At 72.3% G+C, this 15,425-nt stretch carries 16 protein-coding genes and 1 pseudogene; 7 read left to right on the top strand and 10 right to left on the bottom strand.

Annotated elements, in window-relative coordinates:
- Positions 1–35: 35 nt before the first annotated feature.
- On the bottom strand, positions 36–1,499 hold the full coding sequence (locus ACZ6WH_RS03635; RefSeq protein ID WP_469725677.1) for an aromatic amino acid ammonia-lyase: 1,464 nt from the start codon (positions 1,497–1,499) through the stop codon (positions 36–38).
- Between the two features lie 170 nt (positions 1,500–1,669).
- Here ACZ6WH_RS03635 and ACZ6WH_RS03630 point away from each other — a divergent pair, with 170 nt between their 5' ends.
- Positions 1,670–3,061: an MFS transporter gene (locus tag ACZ6WH_RS03630; RefSeq protein ID WP_469725675.1), complete on the top strand. Its 1,392-nt coding sequence runs from the start codon at positions 1,670–1,672 to the stop codon at positions 3,059–3,061.
- A gap of 91 nt (positions 3,062–3,152) precedes the next feature.
- Here ACZ6WH_RS03630 and ACZ6WH_RS03625 read toward each other — a convergent pair.
- Positions 3,153–3,271, bottom strand: a pseudogene (locus tag ACZ6WH_RS03625) (formylglycine-generating enzyme family protein); the annotation flags it as partial.
- A 55-nt stretch (positions 3,272–3,326) separates the two neighbouring features.
- On the opposite strand from ACZ6WH_RS03625, the gene ACZ6WH_RS03620 reads away from it, so the two are divergent.
- Positions 3,327–4,601, top strand: coding sequence for an APC family permease (locus tag ACZ6WH_RS03620; RefSeq protein WP_469725673.1), 1,275 nt, complete (start codon positions 3,327–3,329; stop codon positions 4,599–4,601).
- 420 nt (positions 4,602–5,021) lie between these two features.
- On the opposite strand, the gene ACZ6WH_RS03615 is transcribed toward ACZ6WH_RS03620, so the two are convergent.
- Positions 5,022–5,366: an Rv3488 family transcriptional regulator gene (locus ACZ6WH_RS03615; RefSeq protein ID WP_469725671.1), complete on the bottom strand. Its 345-nt coding sequence runs from the start codon at positions 5,364–5,366 to the stop codon at positions 5,022–5,024.
- Between the two features lie 677 nt (positions 5,367–6,043).
- Here ACZ6WH_RS03615 and ACZ6WH_RS03610 point away from each other — a divergent pair.
- Positions 6,044–6,715: a GAF domain-containing protein gene (locus tag ACZ6WH_RS03610; protein WP_469725669.1), complete on the top strand. Its 672-nt coding sequence runs from the start codon at positions 6,044–6,046 to the stop codon at positions 6,713–6,715.
- A 45-nt stretch (positions 6,716–6,760) separates the two neighbouring features.
- Here the strand turns inward: ACZ6WH_RS03610 and ACZ6WH_RS03605 are convergent, their stop codons facing one another.
- Positions 6,761–7,240: a DUF2267 domain-containing protein gene (locus ACZ6WH_RS03605; RefSeq protein ID WP_469726251.1), complete on the bottom strand. Its 480-nt coding sequence runs from the start codon at positions 7,238–7,240 to the stop codon at positions 6,761–6,763.
- Between the two features lie 185 nt (positions 7,241–7,425).
- A complete protein-coding gene (locus ACZ6WH_RS03600) occupies positions 7,426–7,857 on the bottom strand; it encodes an Hsp20/alpha crystallin family protein (protein WP_432849815.1) in 432 nt (143 codons plus the stop codon).
- Positions 7,858–8,018: 161 nt separating this feature from the next.
- Here ACZ6WH_RS03600 and ACZ6WH_RS03595 point away from each other — a divergent pair, with 161 nt between their 5' ends.
- Entirely contained in the window at positions 8,019–8,672 is a 654-nt protein-coding gene (locus tag ACZ6WH_RS03595; protein WP_469725667.1) for a type III effector protein, read from the top strand.
- 48 nt (positions 8,673–8,720) lie between these two features.
- Here the strand turns inward: ACZ6WH_RS03595 and ACZ6WH_RS03590 are convergent, their stop codons facing one another.
- The 3 genes from ACZ6WH_RS03590 to ACZ6WH_RS03580 are packed head-to-tail and all read right to left on the bottom strand — an operon-like array spanning position 8,721 to position 11,007.
- The gene (locus tag ACZ6WH_RS03590; protein WP_469725666.1) at positions 8,721–9,329 is read right to left on the bottom strand and encodes a TetR/AcrR family transcriptional regulator; all 609 of its coding nucleotides are present in this window, start codon (positions 9,327–9,329) and stop codon (positions 8,721–8,723) included.
- Between the two features lie 44 nt (positions 9,330–9,373).
- A complete protein-coding gene (locus ACZ6WH_RS03585; RefSeq protein WP_469725664.1) occupies positions 9,374–10,810 on the bottom strand; it encodes an amidase in 1,437 nt (478 codons plus the stop codon).
- Between the two features lie 5 nt (positions 10,811–10,815).
- Complete coding sequence (locus ACZ6WH_RS03580) at positions 10,816–11,007, bottom strand: hypothetical protein (RefSeq protein ID WP_469725662.1); 192 nt, start codon at positions 11,005–11,007, stop codon at positions 10,816–10,818.
- Between the two features lie 369 nt (positions 11,008–11,376).
- On the opposite strand from ACZ6WH_RS03580, the gene ACZ6WH_RS03575 reads away from it, so the two are divergent.
- Together ACZ6WH_RS03575 and ACZ6WH_RS03570 are read left to right on the top strand one after the other, a co-directional pair.
- Complete coding sequence (locus ACZ6WH_RS03575) at positions 11,377–12,258, top strand: MBL fold metallo-hydrolase (protein ID WP_469725660.1); 882 nt, start codon at positions 11,377–11,379, stop codon at positions 12,256–12,258.
- Between the two features lie 156 nt (positions 12,259–12,414).
- Positions 12,415–13,023, top strand: coding sequence for a dihydrofolate reductase family protein (locus ACZ6WH_RS03570; RefSeq protein ID WP_469725658.1), 609 nt, complete (start codon positions 12,415–12,417; stop codon positions 13,021–13,023).
- A gap of 43 nt (positions 13,024–13,066) precedes the next feature.
- Here the strand turns inward: ACZ6WH_RS03570 and ACZ6WH_RS03565 are convergent, their stop codons facing one another.
- Positions 13,067–13,834, bottom strand: coding sequence for a class I SAM-dependent methyltransferase (locus tag ACZ6WH_RS03565; RefSeq protein ID WP_469725657.1), 768 nt, complete (start codon positions 13,832–13,834; stop codon positions 13,067–13,069).
- A gap of 202 nt (positions 13,835–14,036) precedes the next feature.
- Between ACZ6WH_RS03565 and ACZ6WH_RS03560 the strand changes: the two genes are divergently transcribed.
- Positions 14,037–14,552: a hypothetical protein gene (locus ACZ6WH_RS03560; RefSeq protein WP_469725655.1), complete on the top strand. Its 516-nt coding sequence runs from the start codon at positions 14,037–14,039 to the stop codon at positions 14,550–14,552.
- Between the two features lie 29 nt (positions 14,553–14,581).
- On the opposite strand, the gene ACZ6WH_RS03555 is transcribed toward ACZ6WH_RS03560, so the two are convergent.
- Positions 14,582–15,421 (bottom strand): aldo/keto reductase, encoded by an 840-nt coding sequence (locus ACZ6WH_RS03555; protein WP_469725654.1) that lies wholly within the window; start codon positions 15,419–15,421, stop codon positions 14,582–14,584.
- Positions 15,422–15,425: the final 4 nt, after the last annotated feature.

The following is a 15,425-nucleotide window of genomic DNA, read 5'->3' as shown; positions in this document are numbered from 1 at the left end:
CAGAACAACGTCTGTGGGCAGGACGACGCCTGTGGTCAGAACTCGGAGAAGTCCCCGATCAGGGCCTCGGCCGCCTCGATCTCACCGCTGAGCGGATGGTCCTCCTCGACGTGCGGCAGCCGTTCGGCGGCCGCCGCGAAGGCACTGCCCACGGGGGCGGCCGGCAGATCCTCGCCGGAGAGCCGCAACGCCCTTACCGCTCCGATGAGTTCGCAGGCCAGGACCGTGCGGTAGGCGGCGACGGCCGAGGTGGTGGTGCGGACCGCCTGGGTGGAGAAGCTGGCGTGGTCCTCCAGGCCGCGCGAGATCACCGCGGTGCCGAGCGTGACCGGAGCCGCGGCGTGCCGGAGCCGGCCGAGCGCGTCGTGCGCGACGTACTCCAGGATCATGATGCCGGAGCTGCCCGCGGGGCCGGCGGCCAGGAACGGTGACAGGCCCGTGAGATCGGGCTCGACCAGGTCGCTCAGGCGCGCCGCGGACAGTTCGGCGGCATGGTGCAGTGCGGCGCGCAGGCCGTCCAGCGCGAGCGCGAGATAGGCGGTGGAGAACTGCCCGTGGTGGTGGATCTGCTCGGCGTCGATGTCGATCAGCGGGTTCTCGGCGGCGGCGTTGACGTCGATGGCCAGTACCCGTTCCAGTGTGTCGGCCGCGTCCAGGGCCGGCCCGTGGACCTGCGGGAAGGCCCGCAGCCCGAAGGGGTCCTGGAGGCGCCTGCCGGCGGGCGCGTCGGTGCCGAGGCCGAGGATGCGGCGCATCTCCGCGGCGCAGTACAGCGATCCGCGGTGCGGCCGGGCGGCGTGCACCACCTCGGAGAACGCCTCGGGCGAGCCGCCCAGCGCACGGTAGGAGAGGGCGGTGATCACATGGCTCGCGCGCAGCAGTCGCCGCAGGTCGTGCCAGGCGAGGACGGATTCCGCGAGGGTGACGGCGTTGCTGGAGATGAAGGCGAGGGCGTCGCCGGGGCTGATGGGCACCGGGTCCAGTGACCGCCCCGCCCAGGGCCGTTCGCCGGCGAGGGTCAGCGCGATCTCGGCGAGGGTGGTGAGGTCGCCGGTGCCGATGGCGCCGCGGGCGTGCACCGAGGGCAGCGCGTCCTCGCGCAGTGCGGTTTCGAGCGCGCGGAGCAGCCGGGGGTGCACGCCGCTGCCCGCCGCGGCCAGTTGGTTGAGGCGTACGAGGAGGCCCGCGCGTACGGCGTCGTCCGGCAGCGGCTCCCCGCTGCCGCCGGCGTGACTGCGCAGCAGACGGAGGCCGTGCTGGTCGGCGGAGTCGGCTGCGACCACGGCATGCCGGTTGGCCCCGACACCGGTGGTGCGTCCGTAGACGGCTCGCTTGGCGCCGCTGTCGCGGGCGATCTCGTACGCTCGCCCGGCGCGCTTGAGGGCATCGTCGTCCAACTGCACCCGGACACCGTTCCGCGCGACGCGGACGATGTCGGCGCAGGTCAGGGCGGTACCGTTGATGCGGAGGGAAGTGCTGAGGGTCGTGCGGTCCGGCATGAAGCTCCCTTGACAAGAACTTATTCATTGCGCAGGGTGCATGAAACTCTTCATTCTCTTTCTTGGCAAGAGCAGTTCCCACAGGTCGCTGCCGGTGGCCTGTCCCCTCCATCCCGCCCGACGCCGCGCCGGAGCCGTGGCGTCCCCCTGATCGGAGAGCTTGTCGAGCCATGCCGGACGACCGGACCCTCACCCCAGCCGCCGATCCCGAAGCCGCCGAGTCCGCCGCTGATCCACCGGCCGCACCGGCCGGCGCCGCGGCGACCGACACCTTCGACGACGTCCCCCTCAACCGCTTTCACCTGAAGATCACCGCGCTGACGTTCGGTGCGAACTTCTCCGACGGCTACCAACTGGGCATCATCGGCATCGCGCTGACCGCCATGGCGCCGCAGATGCACCTCGGCTCCATGTGGCAGGGGCTGATGGGCGCCTCGGCCCTCATCGGCATCTTCGCCGGCAGCATCGCCATCGGCTGGGCTGCCGACCGCATCGGCCGGCAGCGGCTCTACATGCTCGACTTCCTGCTCATCGCCGTCGCCTCCGTGCTCCAGTTCTTCGTCACCGGCCCGGTGGAGCTGTTCGTCCTGCGGCTCCTGATCGGTTTCGGCATCGGCGCCGACTACGCACTCGGCCCCACCCTCGTCGCCGAGTTCGTACCGCGCCGGTTCCGTGGCGGCCTACTGGCCTCGCTGACCTGTATGTGGACCGTCGGCTACATCGCCGCCTTCTTCTTCGGCACCTACCTCATCGGCCTCGGCGGCGACTCCTGGCGGTGGCTGCTGCTCAGCAGCGCCGTCCCGGCGATCGTGGTCCTGCTGCTGCGCATCGGTACGCCCGAATCGCCGCGCTGGCTGCTCAGCAAGGGCCGGACCGCCGAGGCCCGGGAGGTGGTCGCCCGTTACGTCGGCAGCCACATCGACTTCGACGCGTTCGCGGCACAGCAGCACACCTCGGAGCGGCGGGCCTCCTACCGCGAGCTGTTCGGCGCCGCGCACTGGCGGAACACCGCGTTCGGCGTGCTGTTCTACAACTGCCAGGTGATCCCGTACTTCGCGATCTACACCTTCCTCCCGCTGGTCCTGGTGAAGATCCAGCTCAATGGCTCCGGCTTCCTCAGCGAGGCCCTGCTCAACTCGTTCCTGCTGCTCGGCGGCGTCGTCGGCCTGTGGCTGGTGGCCAAGCTGACCCGGCGGCGGCTCACCATCGGCTCGTTCATCGTGCTCGCGCTGTCGCTGGCACCGATGGGCATCTGGCCGGACGCGCCGGCCGCACTGCTCTTCCCGCTGTTCCTGGTCTTCACCTTCACCATGTCGGCGGCGACCAACCTCGACCAGGTGTACCCGCCCGAGCTGTTCCCCACCGAGCTGCGCAGCTCGGGCGTCGGCCTGCTGAACGGCATGAGCCGCGTCGGCTCGGCCGTGGGCACGTTCCTGCTGCCGGTCAGCCTGGGCTCGTTCGGGTTCGCGCCGACCATGATGGCGCTCACCGCCATCCTGGTGATCGGCGCGGTGATCTCCGTGCTGTGGGCCCCGGAGACCAGCGGAGCGGCCCTGGACTGACCCCGGCCTCACACTGGAGGGCGCGCCGGACCGGTGCGCCCTCCCCCGCCGGGTGTCTGTTCCCCCCGGGCACCTGCCCCCGGCCGTCGCCGACGGACCGTGCGACACGGAACCCCACGTCGTCGACCTGGAAGCTCGGGTGGCTGCGGCGCCGCGCGGAAGCCCGGCAGCTCCAGCGCTCGTCGAACCTCCGCCGCCCCTCACGTATCGTCTCCCGATATCGGAGTGCATAACGTCTGCGGCTGTGCCGCCGAGGGAGTGGGCCATGAGCAAGCCATCGACCACCGCCGGGATGCCGGACGAGCTGAGCCGTCGACTCGGGGTGCCGGATGCCGTGGTGATCGGTCTGGGGTCGATGATCGGCGCGGGGATCTTCGCCGCACTCGCCCCGGCCGCACGGTCGGCGGGCTCCGGGCTGCTGATCGGCCTGGCGCTCGCCGCGGTGGTCGCCTACTGCAACGCCACGTCCTCGGCGCGGCTCGCGGCCCGCTATCCGGCGTCGGGCGGTACCTACATCTACGGCCGTGAACGTCTCGGCAACTTCTGGGGCTACCTGGCGGGCTGGGGGTTCGTAGTGGGCAAGACCGCCTCCTGCGCGGCGATGGCGCTCACCATCGGCTCGTACGTGTGGCCGGGCCAGGCCCACGCGGTCGCGGTCGCCGCGGTGGTGGCGCTGACCGCGGTGAACTACACCGGTGTGCAGAAGTCCGCCCTGCTGACCCGGGTCATCGTGGCCGCGGTCCTGGCGGTGCTCGCCGCCGTAGTGGTTGCCGCGCTCACCTCCTCGGACTCGGACGCGGCCCGGCTCGATGTCGGGGACGACGCGACCTTCGGCGGGGTGTTCCAGGCGGCGGGCCTGCTGTTCTTCGCCTTCGCGGGGTACGCGCGGATCGCGACCCTGGGCGAGGAGGTCCGCGACCCGCAGCGCACCATCCCCCGGGCCATCCCGATCGCACTGGGCATCACCCTGGTCGTCTACGCCCTCGTTGCCGTCGCCGTCCTGACGGTGCTGGGTCCGCAGGGGCTGGCGGAGGCTGCCGCGCCGCTGTCGGACGCGGCCAGGGCAGCAGGCGCCGACTGGCTCGTACCGGTCGTGCGCGTCGGTGCCGCCGTGGCCGCGCTCGGTTCACTGCTCGCCCTGATCCTCGGCGTCTCACGCACCACGCTGGCCATGGCCCGCGACCGGCACCTGCCGCACGCCCTGGCGGCGGTGCACCCGAAGTTCAAGGTGCCGCACCGCGCCGAGCTCGTCGTCGGCGTGGTGGTGGCGGTGGTTGCCGCGACGGCCGATGTGCGCGGGGCGATCGGGTTCTCCTCCTTCGGCGTGCTGGGGTACTACGCCGTCGCCAACGCCTCCGCCTGGACGCTCACCCCGGACGAGGGCCGCCCGGCGCGGGTCATCCCGGCCGTCGGGCTGGCCGGCTGCCTCGCCCTGGCTTGCGCTCTCCCGGCGTCCTCGGTGATCTGGGGCGCCGCGGTCCTGGCCCTCGGGGCCGCCGCCTACGGGGTGCGCCGCATGATGCCCACGCGCAGTTCCTAAAACAACTCGCCCTCGTCCACCGGCCGGAATACCGCTGGTACCCCCTGCCTCGCGGGACGATGTCGAGACCCGATACGCCTTGCGATGGGAGAGGGGCACTGCACGACTCGGCTCAGCCGCCGACAGGCAAAGCTGGCAGGGCTGCTCACCCGCGTCGCCGTCGTGCCGACGATCGTGAACATGTTCGGCGCGCTGCTGATCACGAAGCTACCGATCCTGTGGGGCGACGCCCCGCTGGTCGCGGGCGAGTCCGGCTGGTGGGACTTCGCCCACGAGTCGCTCACCGACCGCGCCCAGCTGTGCGGCAGTCTCTTCCTGCTGCTCGTCGGCGCAGGCACCCTCCCGCTCGACGCCCGCCCGGCCCGCACCACCCGGCGCCCCGGCCGCTGCGGCCGGCACGGCGGCCCACCGACTCGCCGCCTACGGGGCTTCGTCGCCCAGGACCTCGCGGGCCAGTTCCTTCAGCGCCTGCCGGTCCTCGGCCAGGGCTTTCTTGCCGGCCTCGGTCGCCTTGTAGACGCGCCGGGTACGGCCGTCGACCACTCGCTGCTCCGAGGTCAGCAGGCCGTCCGCCTCCAGCCGGTGCAGCGTCGGATACAGCGTGCCGGGGCTGATCTGGTAACCGTGCGAGGCCAGCTCCTCGGCCATCCACGCACCGTGGATCTCCTCCTCGGCCGCGTGATGCAGGATGTGCAGCCGCACCGCGCCCCGCTGGAACTCCCGCACCCTGGCCACCTCCGGCAGTGACGAAACCGATATCGGCATCCGATCTTACGCCCGCACCGGACTTCACCCGACGCCTCCCGCAACGGCCTCGGGCACAGATGTCGTGAGACGACACCGGATGCCGATAACTGAGAGCGAGCCCGTCGCCGAGACCGTGTGCGTCACCCACGCCCGGCTGCGGGAGGGCGCCACGGTGCCCACGCACCTGTCGACACTCACTCAGAGGCAGGCCGGGGGCGCGCTCGCCCGCACGCTGCCCGGGCACCCCACCCTGCAGGCACAAATCGCAACAGAGAGGGGTCAGTCAGCTGCGGTGAAGCCGACGGCGACCAGCTCGTCCCCCGCGTGCTCCCCCATGAACAGTCTCCGTCCTCGCGAACTCCACTCGTTGGTGGAGCGCATCCCGCCCTTCCGTGCGTCGGTGTTCCCACCGGCCGGTTCTCATGATCTCCTGATGCGGCACGGCAGGGCGACTTCGGTTGGGAAGCAGCCGGCCCTCGCCTCGTACCGGACTGTGGGAGCCGCTCCGCTCCGCGGGCCGCGTACCGCGCTGCCCAGCCCCCACGGCCGTCCGCGGCACTCCGACACAGCACCGGCTTGATGTCACAGGCCATTCGGACCGTACATCGGGCTGTCGTCATCCGCCGGCAGTACCGGCGGCCCGTCCAGGCGCCCGCCGGCGACCGTGGCCGGTGGCAGACGACGGAGAGACAACAGTGGCAGAGGGATACTCGGTCGCGGACCCGGCGATGGCCGACTGTCTGCACCAGATCGGCGCCGGCCGGCTGCCGCTGCACGCATGTGCCGACGTCCTGGGGCTGGACGGTCTGGCGCTGCTGCTCACCACCGATACGGGACTGCCGGAGCCGATGCGCGTCCACGGCCCGCTGACCGAGCCACTGGAGGACCTCCAGCTCGTCCACGGACAGGGGCCCAGCCCGGATGCCGCCCAGCACGGCATGACGGTCCTGGCTCCGGACCTCACCGATCTGGCCGCCTCCCGTTGGACCGGCCTGGCGCCCGACGTGCGCGACCTGGGGGTGGGAGCGGTCTTCGCCTTTCCCCTGCGCATCGGGGCCGTCAGGATCGGCGCCCTCAGCGGCCACCGCAGAGAGCCGGGCATCATGGCTCCGCAACAGCTCGGCGGCGCCGACGCCCTCGCCGACGCCGCCGCGCATGCCGTACTGCGGCAGACGTCCTGGCTCTCGGACCAGGTGGACCTGCCCTTCGGCGCGGCACATCGGGCCGCCGGCGTGCTCACCGAACGGCTCGGCGGCGTCTCCCTCGAACACGCCTGGCTGCGGCTGCGGGCCCATGCCTTCGGCCACGACCGGTCGTTGCTGGACACCGCCGATGCGGTACTGCGCGGCCGGCTCGCCGACCTGTGAGCCGACGGGCTGCCGGGAGGGCGCCGGCAGCCCTGGTCCGGGGGCTCAGGCCGCCTGAGGCTCAGCCGCGCGGGACGCGGCCGCGGGAACCTCGGACACCTCGGGGATCTCTGGGCGTCCGAACAAGGGGGCGTATCCGGAGGGGAGATGGGCCAGGATGCGGGCGAGGAGATCGCGGCCCGCGAGGGCGGCCACCGCCGTGAGGACGGCCCCGGTGTCCCAGCGCATGGTGGCGGGGCTGCCGCCGGTACGGGCCGCGAGGTCCTTGACGAAGCCCCAGCCGGTGAGCGGTTCCGGGGACGGGATCTGGCCCGTGAAGGTGAGCGCGGCCTCCAGGGGCAGGCGCGCGGCCAGTTCGACGCGTTCGTCGCCGGTCAGCTGCCGGCCCAGTGCGGCGAGTACGGTCTGGACGGCTTCCTCGGCGCGTTCCCGGGTCGGATAGGCACCTTCGTACCGGACCTTCTCCAGCATGAGCTGGTAAGTCATCACCGCGTTGCGCCGGGCGGGGGCGGACTGGGAGTCCATCGCTGTCGCAGTCGCCTTTCTCATGTTTTCATCCGTTGTCTGATGTTGTCTGTCGACGTCTGCTGTTGTCTGTCGACGTGTTGCCGCTGTGGGCGAGTCGATGCGTCGAAGTGTTCGGGAGTGACGCTCGCCGGGCGGCCGGCTCGGAGCGGGCCGTCACGGAACACCGCTCCGGGCCCGGCGGCTCAGAGAGGGAGTTGCTTGTCCGTGGAACCCTGGCGGACAGTGATCTTCCGGGGCTCGGCCCGCTCGGTGACCGGGATGCGCAGCGTCAGCACCCCCGCGTCGTAATCGGCCGTGATGTGCGCCGTGTCCAGAGTGTCGGCCAGGACCAGCCGCCGGGAGAAGACGCCCAACGGCCGCTCGGACACGTCCATCCGGGTCTTGTCCCCGTCCGCCACCGGCCGGCGCTCGGCCTTGACGGTCAGCACGTTGCGTTCGACGTCGATGTCGATGGCCTCCGGCGCGACGCCGGGCAGATCGAACGCCACTACGTACGCGTCGTCCTCGCGGTACGCGTCCATCGGCATCGGGGCCGGGCGCGACCAGGTACCGGAACCCATCAGGTGCTGGGCGAGCCGGTCGAACTCACGGAAGGGATCGGTGCGCATCAACACTGTGAATACACCTCCACAAGGCTCAGGCAGTCTCTGCCAATGCGCTTCACCTGACACCGTTGTAGCATGTCATCGGAACGATGACAAAGAGAATGTCGTCCAGAGGATGACAGTCCCGCGCGACAAGCCTGCCGGGTGCCGCCGAGGAGTACGAGAAGGTCATGTCCCCCGCCGATCACACCAGCCCCGCCTCCTTCCTCGCCGCCGCCGCGGCGCTGGAGGCCATCGAGGACGCCGTCCACACCGCCCGGCGGAGCGACGCCGACCCGCCCCCCTCTCCCGCCGACGGACCGGAACAGGCCCTGGCGGCACTGCTGTTGCTGCGCCAGGTGCGCGAAGAGCTCGCCGGGTGGGAGACGGGACTGATCGAAACGGCCCGGCAGGCGGGCGCCAGCTGGGCAGAGCTCGCCCCACCGCTCGGCGTCGCCAGCCGTCAGGCCGCCGAACGCCGCTACCTGCGGCAGCGCCCCGGCCCCGCCGGCACCACCGGCGAGCAGCGCGTCCAGGCCACCCGCGACCTCCGCGCGGCCGACCGCAGCGTCACCGCTTGGGCCCGCCGGCACGCCGCCGACCTGCGCAGCCTCGCCGGACAGGTCACCGCGCTCACCGACCTCCCGGCCGCCTCCCGCACTTCCCTGGCCCGCCTCGGCCAAGCCCTCGCGCACGACGACCCGGCGGCCCTCCTTGCCCCGCTCACCGCGGCCCGCCCGCATCTCCGACGGCGCCACCCCGACCTCGCCGCCCGCATCGACACGCTGACCACACAGACCGATCAGCTGCGCGACGACAGCAACAGCCGGCGCGGCAACGGCTGAGGAACCGTTGCGCGGCGGCTACGGGGCAGGCCGGCGTGCCCGCCGCCCTCACGGGGAGGCGGGGCCGCGCGGCTTCCGCTGGGGAGTGGGGTCCGTCGTGAAGCGGGCGAGGAGGGCGCGGGCCAGGCCGCGGGCGTAGTCGGCGTCCAGCAGGCCGGGGCGGAAGAGAATGCGGTACATCATCGGCGCCACCAGGTGGTCGAGGACCGTCTCCGCATCGGGCGCCGGCTCCCCTCGTCCGGCGGCGCGGTCGAGGAGCACGGCGACCTGCTCGGCGGCGTACGCCGAGCACTGTCCCGCGTTGCCGCCCTCCCGGTCTCCGGCGACCGCGTCCTGGATGTAGGCGCGCCCGGCCGCGGAGGACATCTCCTCCAGCCACTCCACCGACCAGGTCTCCAGGTCCGCTGCCAGGCTGCCGTGGTCGGCGGGCGGCCCCTCCGGGCGCAGCCGCTCCACGGCCACGTCGGACAGCAGCACCTGGAGGTCGCCCCAGCGCCGGTAGATCGTCGAGGGAGTGACCTCGGCGCGCGCCGCGATCAGCGGGACGGTCAGCTCGGCGCGCCCACGTTCGGCTTCCAGTTCCCGTACGGCCCGGTGCACCGATTCCTGTACGCGTGCGCTGCGCCCGCCCGGGCGGCTCTTCGGCTTTGCTCCCATCTCCTCACCTTAACGCTGAATCTTTGCTTCAAGGTCGGTGCACATCACGCGGGACCGGACGGGCCGCCGACGAGCGCGTGACCCACCACGTCCGCCAGCGGGGCCGGTCCGAAGGCCCGCTCGTACGCGTCCGCCGCGTCCAGCAGCGCCGCCTCGCCGTACGGTCGGCCGATCAGCTGCATACCGATCGGCAGCCCTGCGCTGTCGGCGCCCACCGGCAGCGACAGCGCGGGCAGCCCGGTGACGTTCGCGGGCGAGCTGAACCGTACGTACGCGTCGGCCACCCCCTCAACCGTGCCGTCCGGCCAGGTGAACGCCTGCTGCCCGGCCGACACCGCGGTGGCCGGCACGGACGGCGCCGCGATCAGGTCCACCTGCCGCAGCAGCCCCTCCCACTCCCGCCGCATCAGCGTGCGGGCCTGCTGCGCGCGGATGTGGTCGACGGCCGGCAGCAGTGCGCCCGCCTCCAACAGCACCCGTACGTCGTCCCCGTACAGCTCAGGGGCGCCGCCCAGCTCCGTTGCGTGGTAGGCGGTCGCCTCGGGCACCATCAGTCCCCAGTGGGCGGCCTGGATGTAGCGGTGCAGCGGGACGGCCACGTCCACCAGGGTCGCCCCGAGGCCGGCCATGCGGTCCAGCGCGGTGCGGACGGCGGCCTCCACCTGGGGATCCACGTGGTCGAAGAAGTAATCGACGGGTACGCCCACGCGGACGCCGCGCAGGTCCGGCTCGCCGTGGGTGTGGCGCGCGCCGTGGCCGTTGGCGCCGTCGTCCCCGCGCCCCGTTCCGTCCGGGCCGGGGTCGGCGATGGCCGCGAGTACCAGCCCGGCGTCCCGCACCGTGCGGGTGATCGGGCCGACGTGGTCCAAGGACCAGGACAGCGCCGCCACCCCGTCCCGGGGCACCGTTCCGTACGTCGGCTTGAGCCCGACGGCCCCGGTGAGCGCGGCGGGGACCCGGATCGAGCCGCCGGTGTCCGTGCCCAGCGCGAAGGTCGCCGACCCCGCGGCCACCGCGGCGGCAGACCCGCCGCTGGAGCCTCCCGGCACCCGGTCCGGCGCCCACGGGTTACGGGTCTGAGGCGTCGTCAGCCCGTAGGCGAACTCGTGCGTGTGCGACTTGCCGAGCAGCACCGCGCCCGCCTGCTTCAGCCGCGCGGTGACGGTGGCGTCCCGCTCCGGCACCCGGCCGGCGCGTACGGCGGAGCCGGAGGCGGTGACCACACCCGCGGTGTCGATCAGGTCCTTGAGCGCCATCGGGATGCCGTGCAGCGGGCCGCGGTACCGCCCGGCGGCGATCTCGCGTTCCGCGGCGGCGGCCTGCTCGCGCGCCGGCTCGGCCGTGACGGCCGCGTAGGCGCTCACCATGGGCTCCGTCTCCTCGATACGGGCCAGGAGGGAGTCGGTCAGTTCCACCGGAGAGAGGCGTCCGTCGCCGATCGCGCCTGCCGCCTCGGTGAGGGAGAGCTCGTAGGGCTGCACGGCGGTCACCGCCCGTCGGGGCGGTAGGCGGGGGCGGGCGGTACGTCCGTGAGGTCGAGCTCCCGGAGGCGGCCGACCACGGCCAGGATGTGATCGGCGGTGGCGGCGACGGCCGCGTGCCGGTCGTCACGCAGCGGGATTCCCGCGCGCTCGGCCGCCTCGGCGGCTGCCCGCGGGGTGTGGGGAGGCAGGGACATGGCTGATTCGGTTCCTTTTCGGGGAGTGGGTGGAAGGGTGCCTTCGGCGAGTGGACGGTAGGGCGCCGAGCCGCTGGGCGTGCGCGAGGCGTGGTGTGGCGTGGCGCGGTGTGACGTGGTGTGGCGTGGCAAGCACAACGCCGGCTGCGCGGCGCGGGCTTGGGCAAGCGGAGAAGGCGGCGATGCGGCAACTGGACAGTGCGGACGGGACGGCGTCGGTGCGTTCCGCCTCGGATTGTCAGCGATCGTCCGCCGTACGGACAGTAGGCCGCCGCACACCTCTAACGCAAACTGTTTGCTTTAATGACCTCCGCGAGTCTACCGTTAACGCAACTTCTGCGCTTTAAGGCGCCCGACCCGAGGAGTCGCATGCCCTCCCCCGTCTGGACCATCGGTGACATCACCGTCCACCGCATCGACGAAACCGAGCTGCCGCCCGAAACCGGCCCCTGGCTGCTCCCCGGCGCCACACCGGACGTGGTGGCCGCGGTCCCCTGGCTGCGCCCCGACTTCGCCCGGCCCGATCACGGCCTGCGTCTCGCCAGCCACTCCTTCGCCGTACGCGCGGGCGGTCTGCGCATCCTCGTCGACACCGGCATCGGCAACGGCAAGGACCGCGCCAACCCCGCCTGGAACCAACTGAACACCGACTACCTCACCCGGCTCGAAGCGGCGGGCTTCCCGCCCGGCTCCATCGACCTCGTCGTCCTCACCCACCTGCACACCGACCACGTCGGCTGGAACACCCGGTACCACGAAGGGGCGTGGGTGCCCACGTTCCCGCGCGCCCGGTACATGGTGGCCCGCGACGAGTGGGCGTACTGGTCCGCCGCCGAACTGGACGCGGCGCGCCGCCAGATGTTCCGCGACTCCGTCCATCCGGTGTACGACCACGGCCTGCTGGACCCGGTCGACGTCCCCGCCACCGGCACGGAGATCGCCCCCGGCGTCACTCTCGTCCCCACCCCTGGGCACACTCCCGGCCAGGTCGCCGTCCGGCTGAGTGACGCCGGGCAGTCGGCCCTGATCACCGGTGACTGCGTCCACCACCCCGTCCAGCTCGGCCGCCCCGACCTGTCCAGCTGCGTCGACATCGACCCGGCACAGGCCGTCGCCACCCGCCGCGACCTGCTCGCCTCGCTCTCCGGAACCGGCACGCTCGTCCTCGGCAGCCACTTTCCGCCGCCCACCGCCGGCTACCTCCGCCCCGACGGAACCGGCTACCGCCTCGACCCGGCACCCGCGGAGTAGGACGCCCAGGTACACAGCGACGGCGCGACTCCGCGCCCGTCCTCCCCACCCCGGCCGCACGCGCGCGCAATGATGGGCGGGTCGAGAACGCAGCGGGGCAGCACGACGGACAGCCCGTCGCCGCACCCGGCGCGAGACAGAGGAGCGAGTGGTCCGATGCGCATCGTGGTCAGTGAGTTCATGAGCCTGGACGGCATCGTGCAGGCGCCGGGCGGCCCGAAGGAGGACGTCGACGGCGGGTTCGCCCACGGCGGCTGGTCGCACCCGTTCTTCGACCCGGAGGTGATGGGCGGCGCCATCGACGCGGCGATGGACCGGGCCGGGGCGCTGCTGTTCGGGCGCCGGACATGGCAGACGATGGCCGGGGCGTGGCCCGAGCGGGCCGGCGACCCGTTCGCCGACCGGATGAACGCCATTCCGAAGTACGTCGTGTCCCGCACGCTCGGCGAAAGCGAGCTGACGTGGCACAACACCACGCTCATCCCTGGTGACGAGGGTGTCGCCCGCATCCGGGAGCTGCGCGCGACCGACGGCGGCGATCTCTGGGTCATGGGAAGCCCCACGCTCGTCCGCACGCTTCTGCACGAGGGCTTGGTGGACGAACTCCTGCTGATGATCGAGCCGGTACTGCTCGGCGGCGGCAAGACGATCTTCCCGGACGACGGTGCGCTGCGCACATTCGAGCTGGTCTCGTCCGTCACCAGCGGCACGGGCGTCCAGGTGTGCACGTACCGGTCGGCCTCCGGGCCCTCGGCCGAGAGCTGAGGGGCCCGGCGCCTCCTCGCATGGAAGCGAACCGGCGTACGGCTCAGGAACGCGCCGCCACCAGCAGATCGACCAGGTAGGGCTCCTCCACCATTCCGTCCGGGAAGAGTGCGCGCAGCCGCGTGCGTTCCTCGGCGAGGAAGGCCCGGGTGGCCGCCTCGCCGAGGACGAGGAACGCCGAGTGACTGGTGACGTTGGCGAGATGGGTCTCCAGTGGAACGGTACGGGCCCACTGGAGCCGGCGGCGCGCGAAGCGGAGTCCCGGCCGGCCGAGCCCCGAGAGCCGGGCGGCGCGGCTGTCGTCGGGGCGCGCCGCGGAGGGCGGGGTCACTCCGCAGTGGCGCGCGATGCGGCCCTGCTGCGCGCCGATCCACGGAACGTCCGTGTCGCCGAGGTTCCACCACACGGCGAGCGCGCCCTCCGGCCGCAGGACGCGCAGCGCTTCGGGGACGGAGCGGTCGGGGTCGGTCCAGTGCCAGGACTGCGCATAGGTGATGAGGTCGCGGGAGGCGTCGGCGAGGGGCAGTGCGTTGCCGTCGCCCCGGACGATCGGTACGCCGGGGAGCGTCCTGGCGAATTCGGCGGCCATGCCGTCGCCGGGCTCCACGGCGACCACCTCGGCGCCGCGCTCGCGCAGCAGGGCGGTGGCGATGCCGGTGCCCGCGCCGACATCGGCGACGCGGGAGCCCGCGAGGGGGCGCCCCGAGAGTTCTTCCACCGTGTCCAGGAGGGCGGCCGGGTAGGAGGGGCGGTTCGCGCCGTACTGCGCGGCGGCCGTGTTGAACGAGTGGGCGCGTGAGGTGGCGGTCATCCGTTCATTGTGGCGAGGGAGACCACTCGCCGGTTCCCGCTGTGGCGCTTTTCGCGCGTTCCCTCTTCCGTCCACCGTCCGGCAGGAGCGGCAGTCCACCGTCCAGTCAACGTGGCAGTCCACCGTCGGAAAAGATCGGGCAAAAAACGTAAACCTTCCGCCCGATCACGTCACGGCCCATTCGAGCGGGCGTTGAGCAGGTGTGACCCTCTCTGTCGACCATGAACAGCGGTACCCCGTACCCGTCGCGCTGCCCTGCCACCTCTGCCCCGAGCCCACGCCCGCCCTGCCCGAGCTCGCGGTGGCGCTCCAGCCCGCGATCGGCCCCGAGCGCACGGTGTGGCTGTGCCGCTTCTGCCAGGAGACGCGGCCGGGCCGTGACCGGCCGGAGCTGGGCGGTGCGGACTGGAGCTGGCGGAGCCTGAACCGTGGGGCCACCGCCCTGCGGACCGACTTCGCCGCGGGGCAGTGGGCACCGCTCCCGGAGGAGCACCTGTTCGCCGAGTCCCTGAACGGGTGTCGCTGGACGGAGTCGGCGGTACGCGACCTCCTCCACCGTGCCGCCCCCGCCCTCCGGACCGGGCGCCTGGTACCCCTCCTGCAGGACGCCCTCACAGTCGTCCTCGCCCACGTACCGGACACCGACGTATCCCTGCGAGAGGTACGCCGCCTGATCGACCCCCTGACTCCGGGCGCCCGCCCACCGGGCGCCTCCTGAGCGGGACACCCGGAGGCGGTGACACCCCGTCAGTTGAGGGTGTCGGGGTCGGGACCTGTTCGCATGCCCTGGTCGAGGGCCGTGATGGCGTCGATGTCCGCATCGCTCAGAGCGAAGTCGAAGACGTCGAGGTTCTCGCGGATGCGGGCCGGGGTGACCGACTTGGGGATCACGACGTTGCCGATCTGCAGGTGCCAGCGCAGCACGACCTGGGCGGGCGTCTTGCCGTGCCGCTCCGCGACGGCCGTGATGGCCTCGTCCTTCAGCAGTGCGCCCTGCGCGAGCGGGCTCCAGGCCTCGGTGGCGATGCCGTGCTCGGCGTGGAAGGCGCGCAGTTCGCTCTGCTGCAGGCCGGGGTGGAGCTCGATCTGGTTGACCGCCGGGACGATGCCGGAGGCGTCCAGCAGCCGCCGCAGGTGAGCGGGCTGGAAGTTCGACACGCCGATGGCACGGGTGCGGCCGTCGGCGAGCAGCTTCTCGAAGGCGCGCCAGGTGTCGAGGTACCGGTCGCGGGCCGGGGTCGGCCAGTGGATCAGGTACAGGTCGACGTGGTCCAGGCCCAGCTTGGCCAGCGAGGCGTCGAAGGCCGCCAGCGTGGCGTCGTAACCCTGGTCGTCGTTCCACAGCTTGGTGGTGACGAAGAGGTCCTCGCGGGCGATGCCGGAGGAGGCCAGCGCACGGCCGACGCCGGTTTCGTTGCCGTACACGGCGGCGGTGTCGATGCTGCGGTAGCCGGCCTCCAGCGCGCTGGTGACGGCGGCGGTGGTCTCGTCGTCGGGAACCTGGAAGACACCGAAGCCCAGCTGCGGCATGGCCACACCGTTGTTCAGCGTCACGTTCGGAATCGATGTCGAGGGGTTGGGGTTCATGGGG

The organism is Streptomyces sp. NPDC050806, from assembly GCF_055586425.1.
This window is presented reverse-complemented; position numbering and strand designations above follow the sequence as displayed.